Origin of the sequence: Nigerium sp. (assembly GCF_039811905.1) — a bacterium.
Classification (GTDB): domain Bacteria; phylum Actinomycetota; class Actinomycetes; order Propionibacteriales; family Propionibacteriaceae; genus Propioniciclava.
In genome coordinates this window covers 1-11,102 of record NZ_JBDHZL010000085.1, presented here as the reverse complement: position 1 = coordinate 11,102, position 11,102 = coordinate 1, and the positions used below count along the sequence as shown (strand labels likewise).

General features: G+C 73.0%; 9 protein-coding genes. 5 read left to right on the top strand and 4 right to left on the bottom strand.

Features of this window, described 5'->3' with window-relative positions:
• Positions 1-47: 47 nt before the first annotated feature.
• Complete coding sequence (locus WMJ97_RS11915; RefSeq protein ID WP_347349217.1) at positions 48-1,424, top strand: MFS transporter; 1,377 nt, start codon at positions 48-50, stop codon at positions 1,422-1,424.
• Positions 1,421-3,214, top strand: a complete 1,794-nt coding sequence (locus WMJ97_RS11910; RefSeq protein ID WP_347349216.1) for a CocE/NonD family hydrolase — start codon at positions 1,421-1,423, stop codon at positions 3,212-3,214. Before WMJ97_RS11915 ends, WMJ97_RS11910 begins: the two co-directional genes overlap by 4 nt.
• 369 nt (positions 3,215-3,583) lie before the next feature.
• Here WMJ97_RS11910 and WMJ97_RS11905 read toward each other — a convergent pair whose 3' ends face one another.
• Positions 3,584-5,233, bottom strand: a complete 1,650-nt coding sequence (locus tag WMJ97_RS11905; protein WP_347349215.1) for an ATP-binding cassette domain-containing protein — start codon at positions 5,231-5,233, stop codon at positions 3,584-3,586.
• Positions 5,234-5,512: 279 nt separating this feature from the next.
• Between WMJ97_RS11905 and efeU the strand changes: the two genes are divergently transcribed.
• The 3 genes from efeU (at position 5,513) to efeB (ending at position 8,896) form a co-directional block, all read left to right on the top strand.
• Positions 5,513-6,382: an iron uptake transporter permease EfeU gene (gene efeU, locus WMJ97_RS11900; protein WP_347349214.1), complete on the top strand. Its 870-nt coding sequence runs from the start codon at positions 5,513-5,515 to the stop codon at positions 6,380-6,382.
• 67 nt (positions 6,383-6,449) lie between these two features.
• A complete protein-coding gene (gene efeO, locus WMJ97_RS11895) occupies positions 6,450-7,628 on the top strand; it encodes an iron uptake system protein EfeO (RefSeq protein ID WP_347349213.1) in 1,179 nt (392 codons plus the stop codon).
• Positions 7,628-8,896, top strand: coding sequence for an iron uptake transporter deferrochelatase/peroxidase subunit (gene efeB, locus WMJ97_RS11890; RefSeq protein WP_347349212.1), 1,269 nt, complete (start codon positions 7,628-7,630; stop codon positions 8,894-8,896). The genes efeO and efeB overlap by 1 nt, the downstream gene beginning before the upstream one ends.
• Position 8,897: 1 nt before the next feature.
• Here the strand turns inward: efeB and arfB are convergent, their stop codons facing one another.
• The 3 genes from arfB to ligD all read right to left on the bottom strand — a co-directional run.
• A complete protein-coding gene (gene arfB / locus WMJ97_RS11885) occupies positions 8,898-9,344 on the bottom strand; it encodes an alternative ribosome rescue aminoacyl-tRNA hydrolase ArfB (RefSeq protein ID WP_347349211.1) in 447 nt (148 codons plus the stop codon).
• A 68-nt stretch (positions 9,345-9,412) separates the two neighbouring features.
• On the bottom strand, positions 9,413-10,054 hold the full coding sequence (locus WMJ97_RS11880) for a VOC family protein (protein WP_347349210.1): 642 nt from the start codon (positions 10,052-10,054) through the stop codon (positions 9,413-9,415).
• 60 nt (positions 10,055-10,114) lie between these two features.
• Positions 10,115-11,102, bottom strand: a 988-nt coding sequence (gene ligD, locus WMJ97_RS11875; protein WP_347349209.1) for a non-homologous end-joining DNA ligase, incomplete at its 5' end; no start/stop codon positions are given.

Sequence of the window (11,102 nt, the reverse complement as noted above, 5' to 3'; positions counted from 1 at the left end):
CGCGTCCCGGCGTCCTCACCGTCCGCCGTTGTCACGAAGGAGTGATCATGAGCACAGAGTCCCCCTCGGAGTTGGCCTCGCACGAACCCGTCGCGCCGGGCCCGGACGCCGACCACGCATCCTCCGCGCGACGCGCGGCCGTGGCCGCCTTCGTCGGCGGCACGCTGGAGTACTACGACTTCTTCCTGTACGTGTCGGCGTCCGCGCTGGTCTTCAACGAACTGTTCTTCCCGCAGGTAGACGGACGCCTCGGGCAGGTGCTCTCGATGGCGACGATCGGCATCGGGTACGTCGTCCGGCCGCTGGCGGCCGTCGTGATCGGCCACCTGGGCGACCGGGTGAGCCGCAAGAAGATGCTGCTCTTCACGCTCCTGTTGATGGGCATCTCGACCACCGCGATCGGTCTGTTGCCGACCGCGCAGCAGATCGGCCCGGCCGCGGCGGTGCTGCTGGTCCTGCTGCGGGTGTGCCAGGGGATCTCGGCCGCCGGCGAGTCGGCGGGCGCCGCGACGATGGCGCTCGAGCACGCCCCCGAGGGTAAGCGCGGCTTCTACACGAGCTTCGTCAACACCGGGACGGTGTTCGGCGTCATGCTGTCGTCGCTCGCGTTCCTGCTCGTGTCGCTGCTGCCGCGCGAGCAGTTCCTGGCCTGGGGGTGGCGACTGCCGTTCCTTCTCAGCATCGTCGTCGCGTTCATCGGATTGTGGATCCGACGGACGCTGCCCGAGCCGGAGGTCTTCGAGCAGGTCCTCGAAGAGGAGGAGCAGACGAGGACGACCTGGCGCGAGTGGCCGCTGGTCGTCGTCTTCCGGCAGCACTGGCGCCGCGTGCTGGTCGGCATCGGCATCTACCTCGTGTCGGTCGTGTCGTCGATCTTCAGCGCGTTCGTGCTGTCGTACGGCGTCCGGTCCCTGCACATCGCCCAGCCCATCATGCTGGGCATGAACATCCTGACCGCCTTCCTCGGCATGTGCTTCCAGCCCATCGCCGGGCGCATCGCGGATCGCTTCGGCCGGAAACCGGTGTTCATGCTCGGATCGGTGCTGAGCGCGGGCAGCATCTTCTTCTTGCTGTGGTCCATGGGGACGGGCAGCATCGTCCTCATGTATCTCGGAGGCATCAGCCTGATGTCCATCTCGTACGGGCTGGTCAACGCCCTGTTCCCGCTGCTGCTGGGTGAGCTGTTCGAGACCGAGGTGCGGTTCTCCGGGGCGGCCATCACCAGCCAGCTCGCGCTCATCGTGACCGGCTTCGCGCCGGCGATCGCGGCGTCCATTCAGGGCAGCGGACCGCAGGGCTGGCTGCCGGTCGCCACGGCGACGGCGGGCGCCTGCCTGGTGTCCGCCGTGGTGACGGGCCTGTTCCTCAAGGAGACCTACCGCACGGACACCGCGCGACTGGGTCGGGAGGTGGCGGCCCGATGACGGACGTCCGCCCAGGATCTCGACGCATCGTCGTCGAGTACGACGTCGAGACGCCGCTGCGGGACGGGACGATCCTGCGCAGCACGGTCTACCGTCCGGACGCCGCCGACCCGCACCCCGCCCTCCTCACCCGGACGCCGTACGGCCGCGACCTCGCCGTCGCGTCGGCCTACTTCAACCCGACGACCGTCGCCGCGGCCGGCTTCGCGGTGGTCGCGCAGGACGTCCGCGGGCGGTTCGGCTCCGACGGGGACTTCGAGCCGTCGGTGAACGAGGCCGACGACGGCGAGGACACGATCGCCTGGCTCGCCGCGCAGCCGTGGTGCGACGGCACGGTCGGCATGTGGGGGCGGTCCTACTTCTCCGAGACCCAGTGGCGGGCCGCACTGAGGCGTCCCCCGGCGCTCAAGGCGACCGCCACCGGATTCTCGGCCGGCGGGAACGCCGACAACGGGGCGGTCATCCGGGGTGGGGCCATCGAGTTCGGGAGCCGGTTCGGCTGGGGGCACGCGTCGGCGGTGCTCGCCCAGATCGCCCGGCGGCACGCGGGCGACCAGGCCGGGCTCGCGGCGTCCCTGGACGCCTACGACGAGGAGGATCGCCGGCAGCGTTCGGGCGAACTCCTCCGGGTTCTGCCGCTTGCTGCCCTCGCCGACGAGGTGGACCTGTGGATCGCGGAGCGCATCGTCCCGTCGTTCGGGGCGACGCCCGGCGACGCGAGCTCGCGCCTGTGGGACGAGCCGACCGCCGGCGGCCCGTTCGACCTCGCGACGCTCCACATCGGCGGGTGGTACGACATTTTCCTCGTCACGACCCTGCAGCAGTACCGGGCCCAGTTGGACGCCGCCCGCGCCGGCCGCTGCCCGCGGCCCCGGCTCGTCATCGGTCCCTGGACGCACATCGATCAGACCGGACGCCACCCCGACCGGAGCTTCGGCATGGCCGCGGGGGCGGCGTCCGTGGGGGGTTATGGGGACCTGTCGTCGCTGCACGCGCGCTGGTTCGGCGACGTGCTGCGCGACCGCGATCCCGACGAGGGGTCGCTCGCGGGCGTCCCTGCGGTGCTTCTGTTCGTCATGGGCGAGGACGCCTGGCGCGGCTACGACGAGCTGCCCGACTTCGGTTGGCAACGGGTTTTGCTCGGGCCCGGGCTGACGCTGATCGCGGATGAGGACGCCGCGGCGGCGTCCGGTGGGGGCGCCGAGTCGTTCGTCTCCGACCCCGCCGACCCCGTGCCGACGGTGGGCGGCTCGACGATGATGGCGTCCGGATTCCCCGCGGGCGCGGCGGACCAGCGCGGCATCGAGGCGCGCGACGACGTGCTGTGCTTCACGTCCGGGCCGCTGCGGGAGCCGTTGGAGATGATCGGAGGCGTCCGGGCGCACCTCGCGCTGGAGGCGGAGGCGCCGGATGTCGACGTGGTCGTCCGGGTGACGCGGGTCACCCCCGACGGCGCGAGCATCACCCTGTGCGACGGGATCACCCGCGCCAGCTGGCGCGACAGCTACGCCGGGGACGGGCTCTTCGAGCCGGGGCACGAGCGGAGGCTCGTCGAGCCGGGGGAGCCGTTCACGGTCGACGTGACCCTGTGGGCGACCGCGTGCGTGTTCGCGCCCGGCGACCGCCTGCGCGTGCATGTGGCCGGCAGCTCCTTCCCGCGGTGGGACCGGAACCCGCAGACCGGGGGGACGACGTACGACTCGGCGGACGTCCGCGCGGCGAGGGTGACCGTGCGCACCGGTGGGGAGAGTTGGATCGAGTTCCAGGCGCCCGAGGGGTTGCGCGGCTGACGGGTGTGGGTGTGCGGACGTGAAGCGTGGGGCTGTGCGGCGGGCGCCGTGGGCGTGTGGCTCGCCCCGGGGGTGAAACGCCTGCAGCGTTTGCGGAACACCTGCAGTAAGTCGCGAAACGCCTGCAGCGTGTGCGAAGCGCCTGCAGTAAACTGCGAAACGCCTGCAGCGTTTCCACAACGCCTGCCTCCGGCGAGAACGCTGCCTTACGTAAGGCAGCGTTCCGGCTTAAGCCCGGCGTTTCGAGAACGCCTGCAGCGTTGGCGAAACGCCTGCAGCGTTGGCGAAACGCCTGCAGCGTTCCGGCGGGTCCGGGGTGGGGCCCTCGCTCGCCTCCCGGTCGGGTCGTCCCGCCCGCCACACCGGCGGCTAAGCGTCCAGCAGCCTCAGTCCGCGGTCGGCGTCCGGGGCGAGCACCAACCGACGATCGAGGCCGAGGCGTCCGAGGACGTGCTCGTCGTGGCTCACGATCAGCAGCCCACCGCGGTAGGCGGCGAGGGCGTCCACGAGTTGGTCGACGCTGGCGAGGTCGAGGTTGTTGGTGGGCTCGTCCAGCACGAGCAACTGCGGGGGCGGGTCGGCCAGCAGGAGCCGCGCCAGGCATACCCGGAACCGCTCGCCGCCGGAGAGCCCTCCGACCAGGCGTTCCACCTCGTCCCCGCGGAACAGGAACCGCGCCAGCCGGGCCCGCACCTCTCCCGGCGGGACGCCCGGCGCCGCCGTCCGGACGTTGTCCAGCACGCTCGCACCGTCGTCGAGGGCGTCCAGCCGCTGCGGCAGGTAGCCGATGCGTTCGGTGTGCGCACGGGCCGTCGGCCGGCGCGGTCGCCCGTCCGCGGCGTCCGTCGGGTGGTCGCCCGGGAGGATGGGCGCCGGCTCGGGCGCCGTGCCCGTGACCAGCTCGGTGAGCAGCAGGGTCTTCCCGACGCCGTTGGCGCCGGTCAGGGCCCACCGCTCGGGCCCGGCCAGGACGAACGTCGTGTCGGCGTCCGCCAACTCGGCCAGCCGGCGTCCGGACGCCACCCCGGGGTCGGGCAGGTCCACCCGGATCCGCACGTCGTCGCGCACCGCCTCTTCCGCGGCCGCCACCGCCTCGCGCGCCTCCGCCTCCCTGGACGCCGCGGTGGCCCGCTCGCCGGCGCCCGCCTTCTCCGCCCGGTTGCGGAAGTAGTCCACCCCGCCCTTGCCGAGGCCCGAGCTCGCCTGCGTGGTGGCGGCGTACCGCTGCCGCTTCGCCTGCCGTGCCTGCAGCTCGATGCGCTGACGCTTCTCGGCGGCGAGCCGGCGCTCGGCGTCCGCGAGGTCGCGGCGGGCGGCCTCCTGCTGCCGGGCGAGATACTCGCGGAACGCCGAGTACCCGCCGCCGAAGACGGTCAGCGACCCGCCGCGCACCTCGACCGTCGCGTCCAGCCGGTCGAGCAGCGCGACGTCGTGGCTGACCACGAGCAGGTTGCCGCGCCAGGCGTCCACGAGGGTGTACAGGCGCTCGCGGGCGGCGGCGTCCAGGTTGTTGGTGGGTTCGTCCAGGCAGACGACGTCGTCGCCGGCCAGTTGGAGGCCCGCGACGGCGGCCAGCATGGCCTCGCCGCCCGAGAGCGTCCCGACGCGGCGGTCGAGCGCCAGGTGCCCCAACCCGGCGACGGCCAGCACGGCGGAGGTGCGCGCCTCGACGTCCCAGTCGTCGGCGAGCTCGTCGAAGCGGTCGGGGGAGGCGTCGCCGGCCTCGATCGCGCGGAGCGCGTCGCGCTTCGTCCGGACGCCGAGCAGGTCGGCCAGCGTGGCGTCCTTCTCGAGCGTCAGCCGTTGCGTCAGGACGCCGACCGAGCCGGCGACGTCCACCACCCCCGACGTGGGGGACACGTCGCCGCTGACCAGGCGCACCAGCGTGGTCTTGCCGGAGCCGTTGTCGCCGACGATGCCGGTGCGTCCGGACGAGAACGACGCCGTGACGGCGTCCAGAATGGTCGAGCCGTCGGGCCAGGTGAGCGTGACGTCGTGGAGCGTGACGGGGTGCTGCATGAGGGTCTCCTGAGGTCGGGTGCGCCGACCGGAGCCCTGCGGGCAGCGTCGGTTCAGCGCGGGATGAGCGGGCGAACCAGGAGATCGGTCACGGCGAGGATCCTCCTCGGGAGGCAATACGACCCACCCAGTGTCACTCATCCGTCCGCGTTTGCCCAACTCGGCGGGCACGCGCCGACCGCATATTTCCGCAAAGTGGACGTGTGGTAATTCCCGCCTGGAGACGCTAACTTAGGCGCGCCTTACCTAACAAGGCGCATCCAGCAGAAAGACGAACCCATGCTCGGCAACTTCCTGATCGGCCTCCGCGAGGGGCTGGAGGCGGCGCTCGTCGTCAGCATCCTCGTGGCGTACCTCGTCAAGAGCGGCCGCCGCGGCCTCCTGCCGCGCGTGTGGCTGGGCGTGGGCATCGCGGTGGCCGTGTCGCTCGCGTTCGGGGCGGTCCTGACGTTCGGCCCCAAGGGCCTCACGTTCGAGGCGCAGGAGATCATCGGCGGGACGCTATCGATCGTCGCCGTCGGCCTCGTCACGTGGATGATCTTCTGGATGGCCCGCAGCGCCCGGACGCTCTCCGGCGAGCTCCGCGCCCAGGTGGACGCCGCCGCCGACGCCCGCCCGTGGTCGCTCACCTTCATCGCGTTGCTCGCGGTCGGTCGCGAGGGGCTGGAGACCGCCCTGTTCCTCTGGGCCGCGACCCAGGCGGCCACGCGCACGGGCGGTTCGGCGACGAACCCCCTGCTCGGAGCCCTGTTGGGGCTCGCGGTCGCGGTCGTGCTGGGCTACCTGTTCTACCGCGGCGCGATCCGCATCAACCTGTCGCGGTTCTTCGCCTGGACCGGCGGGTTCCTCGTGCTGGTCGCCGCCGGGGTGCTGGCGTACGGCGTCCACGACCTGCAGGAGGCCCGCGTCCTGCCCGGTCTGAACGACCTCGCGTTCGACGTCAGCCACGTCATCGCGCCCGGCTCGCTGGTCGGTGCGCTGCTCAAGGGCGTCTTCAACTTCTCCCCGGCCACGACCAAGGTCGAGGCGGTCGTCTGGGTGCTGTACGTGGTGCCCACCCTGTACTTCTTCGTCCGGGCGATGCGGCGCAAGCCGGACGCCCCGGCGCGGCCGGCGTCCGAACCGGCCGTCGCAGCGACCGGCCGCTGACTCCCGCCGTTCGTCAACCCGCGATCCCCACCGATTCAGCTCGTCACACCCAGAAAGGGACCAGCCCATGACCGCACGCGCCCTCGCGCGCCCCGCCGCGTCCGCCCTCGCCCTCGTGCTCGCCGGCGGCGCGCTCGCCGGCTGCACCGACAACCGCCCCGCGGCGTCCGCCGGCGCGAACCCGCGCAGCCTGGCCGTGACGGCGACCGACACCGAGTGCCAGGTGTCCGCCACGCAGGCCCCCGCGGGGCCGCTGACGTTCACCGTGACCAACGGGGGCGCGCAGGTGACCGAGTTCTACCTGCTCGGCTCCGACGGGCTGCGCATCCTCGGCGAGGTGGAGAACATCGGCCCCGGACTCACCCGCGACCTCGTGGTCGCCGCGCAGCCCGGCCAGTACTTCACGGCGTGCAAGCCGGGCATGGTCGGCGAGGGCATCCGGGCGGCGTTCACCGTGGACGCCGCGGCCGACGCCCCGACGACGTCCGCGGAGGACTCGCAGCTCGTCGAGCAGGCCAACCGCGAGTACCAGCTCTACGTGAAGGACCAGACCGAGCAGCTGCTCGCCAAGACGAAGAAGTTCGCCGCGCTCTACACGGCGAAGAAGGACGCCGAAGCCCGGGCCCTCTACGCCGACGCGCGCACCCACTGGGAGCGCATCGAGCCGGTCGCCGAGTCGTTCGGCGACCTCGACCCGAAGATGGACGCCCGCGAGGCCGACCTGCAGCAGGGCGAGACCTGGACCGGCTGGCATCTCATCGAGAAGGACCTCTGGCCCCAACGCGCCAAGGGGTACAAGCCCTTGTCGGACGCCCAACGGAAGGCGGCGGCGTCCGATCTGGTCGCGAACACGCAGACCCTGTACGACCGGACGCGGACGATCTCGTTCACCGTCGACCAGATCGCGAACGGCGCGAAGGCGCTGCTCGACGAGGTCGCGACCGGCAAGGTGACCGGCGAGGAGGAGTACTGGTCGCGGACCGACCTGTACGACTTCGCCGCCAACGTCGACGGGGCGCGCGTGGCGTGGCAGGGGCTGCGTCCGATTCTCACGAAGCGCGACAAGACCCTGGACGCCGAGCTGGAGACCCGCTTCGCCGCGCTCGACCGCCTGCTCGCGCAGCACAGGTCCGGGTCGGGGTACGTGGGGTACGACCAGCTCAGCGACGCCCAGATCAAGCAGCTCTCGGACGCGGTGAACGCCTTGTCGGAGCCTCTGTCGAAGCTCACCGCGGCGGTGATCTGATGCCGTCCGGGGTGAGTCGGCGCGGGCTCCTGTGGGGCGCCGGCGGCACGCTCGCCGTCGCCGGGGCGGGCGTCGGCGGGTTCGCAGCCGGCCGCTCCGGGGCGGACGCCGCGGGCGCGGCCCAGCCGGCGCCGGGGGCGTCCTACGCGTTCTACGGCGCGCACCAGGCCGGCATCGCGACCCCCGCGCAGGACCGGCTGCACTTCGCCGCGTTCGACGTGACGACGACGGTGAAGGCCGAGCTCGTCGGGCTGCTGCGCGACTGGACCGAGGCCGCCGCGGAGATGACCCGCGGCGTCCCGGTGGGCGGGGGGACGGGCAAGTCCTACGACGCGCCGCCCGACGACACGGGCGAGGCGGTCGGGCTGCCGCCGTCCGGCCTGACGATCACGTTCGGGTTCGGCCCGACCCTCTTCGGCGAGGGCGGACGCGACCGGTTCGGCCTCGCCGGGCGGCGTCCGGCGTCGCTGACCCGCCTGCCGCACTTCCCGGGCGACCGGCTGGACGCGGCCCACTCCGACGGCGACCTGTGCGTCCAGGCGTGCGCGGACGACCCGCAGGTCGCCGTGCACGCCATCCGGAACCTGTCCCGCATCGCGTTCGGCCGGGCCGCGATGCGCTGGTCGCAGCTCGGCTTCGGCCGGACGTCGTCGACCTCTACCGCCCAGGACACCCCCCGCAACCTCTTCGGCTTCAAGGACGGCACCGCCAACCTCAAGCTGGAGGAGGCGCGCCTGCTCGACGAGCACGTGTGGGTTCCGTCCGGGCGCGACGCGCGGGGCGACTGGCTCGCCGGGGGCTCCTACCTGGTGGCCCGGCGCATCAACATGCACATCGAGACCTGGGACCGGGCGCCCCTGCGCGAGCAGGAGACGATCATCGGGCGCACGAAGAACTCCGGGGCCCCGCTGTCGGGCGGGCAGGAGTTCACGGCCGCGAACTTCGCCCTCGCCGGACGCGGCAACAAGCCGCTGATCGACACCCGCTCGCACATGGCCCTCGCGCACCCCGACCACAGCGGCGGTCGCCAGATGCTGCGCCGCGGCTACAACTTCGTCGACGGCAACGACGACCTCGGACGCCTCAACGCCGGCCTGTTCTTCCTCGCCTACGTGACCGACCCGGCGACCCACTACATTCCGATGCAGGCCAACCTGGCCCGCAACGACCGGCTGAGCGAGTACCTGCTGCACACCGGGTCGGGGCTGTGGGCGATCCCGCCGGGGGCGTCCGAGGGCGGGTTCGTCGGGGAGACGCTCCTCGGCTGACTCACTCGACGTCCGGACGCCCCCGCGCGCGCTTGGTCAGCGAGCGCCGCCTCTTCGCGGACAGCCGCCGCTCGACGGAACCCCTCGTCGGACGCGTCTTCCGGCGTGCCGGCGGCGGCGGGGCCAGCGCCGCGCGCAGCACGGACGCCATCCGCTCCCGCGCGGCCGCCCGGTTGCGGAACTGCGACCGCTCCTCCGACGACTCCACGGTCAGGACGCCGCCGCTCAGCCGCGCGCCCAGCCGGCGCAGCAGGCGGGCCCGCTGGGCGTCCGTGAACGGCGTCGCGGACGAGAGATCCAGCGACAACTGGACGCGCGAATCCGTCGTGTTGACGCCCTGCCCGCCCGGCCCGGACGACCGCGAGAACCGCTCCACCAGCTCGCCGCCGGGCACGACGACGCCGGCCGGGATGCCCGGCCCGGGCGGGATCGTCAGGTCGTCGCTCACCGGGGCAGAGTAGCCGCCACCCCCTCGGGCGGGCGAGCCGGCGGCTCGGGCTGCCGGGGCGACCTCAGCTAGTCCTCCTCGCGCCCCTGCCAGGTGCACACGCACGCTTCGTTGCCGTCGGCGTCCGCGAGGATCCAGAACGCCGGCGCGCGGTCGTCGGAGACCAGCCGGCCGCCCGCGGCGAGGACGGCCTCGATGCGCTCCTCGGCCTCGTCGTGGGCCACGGTGACGTCGAGGTGGATGCGGTTGCGGACCGGGTTCTCCGAGCTCAGCTGCTGGAACCACACCGTCGGGCCGCGGCCCTGAGGGTCGTGGACCTCGTCGCCGTCGTCCTCGTAGCCGAGCACCGCGGCCCAGAAGGGCCGGATGGCCCCGGCGTCCAGCGTGTCGATCGCGATCTCGACCTCGGTGAGCGAGGCGCGCTCGGGCTTGAGGTCGAGCTCATCGACGATGACGCAGATCGCCTCGGCCAGCCGGACGTCGCGGTCGGTGAGCCCGCCGGCGTCGTGGCTGACCACGGCCAGGTGGACTCGGTTGTATCGCAGGTCGATGTCGGGGTGGTGGTTTTGGTCGTTCGCGATCTCGGCGACGCGCTCGATGAACTCGAGGGCCTCGTCGAAGCCGCCGCAGTCCACGGTGAGGTGCAGGCGGCCCAGCAGCAGCCGCCACCCGCGGGCGCCCTCGGACGCCTCCAGTGCAGTCAGAGTCATGCCCCCATCGTCGCTGGTCGACGTCGCAGTGGCCAACCCCCTCCCCGAAGGTGCGGACCGCTACCCCTCCCGGACGACGTCGTCGGGGTCCGCGTCCGGACGCCAGCCGCGCCACACCGGCGCGCGGAGGCGTCCGGACGACGTCCACTCCGCGTACGTCACCTCGCCGACCAGGAACGGCTCCACCCACTGGACGCCGCGGGCGTCGGCCCGCGGCAACCCGGCCAGCGGCGGAGTGTTGCGCTCGGCGGTCGCGAGCACCTCGCGCGCCTCGCGGAGGGCGCGGTCGCTGAACCCGCTGCCGGCGCGCCCGACGTAGGCGAGCCCGCCGGGGCCGTTCACCGCGAGCAGCAGCCCGCCGATGGTGTGCGCGCGGCCGCCCTGCCCCGGCGCCCAGCCGACGACGATCACGCTCTGCGTCCGGACGTTCTTGATCTTGAGCCACGTCCGCGCGCGGCGTCCGGGCTGGTAGACGCTGTCGTGGCGCTTCGCGACGACCCCCTCCAGCGCGGCCTCGCGGCTGGCTTCGAGGGCGGCGTCGGCGTCCGTGCCGATGTCGTCGGGGACGTGCACGAACCGCCCGCCCGCGCCCAGCAGCGCGCGCAGGGCCGCCCGGCGCTCCCGGTAGGGCTGCTGCACCAGCGACCGCCCGTCAAGGAACAGCAGGTCGAACGCCATGTAGTGGGCCGCGCCCGAGCCGTGGCCGTGGTTCTGCAGCAGCTCGAACCGCGAGCGGCCCTGGTCGTCGAGGACGACGATCTCGCCGTCCAGCACCGCCTCGCGCCCGGCCAGCAGGCGCTCGATCTCCGCGAGCTCGGGGTAGTGCAGGTCGAGCCCGCGCCGGCTGCGCCACGTCGCGTGCCCGTCCGCGACGGCCGCGATCGCGCGGTAGCCGTCCCATTTCACCTCGAACGTCCAGCCGTCCCCGGTCACCTCGGACGCCGTCGCCGCGGTCGCCAGCATCGGCTCGAGGACCGGCGGCGCGTCCAGGGCGGGTCGCGGCGCCTCCTGCACCGGCTCCACCTCCTGCACCGGCTCCGCCTCCTGC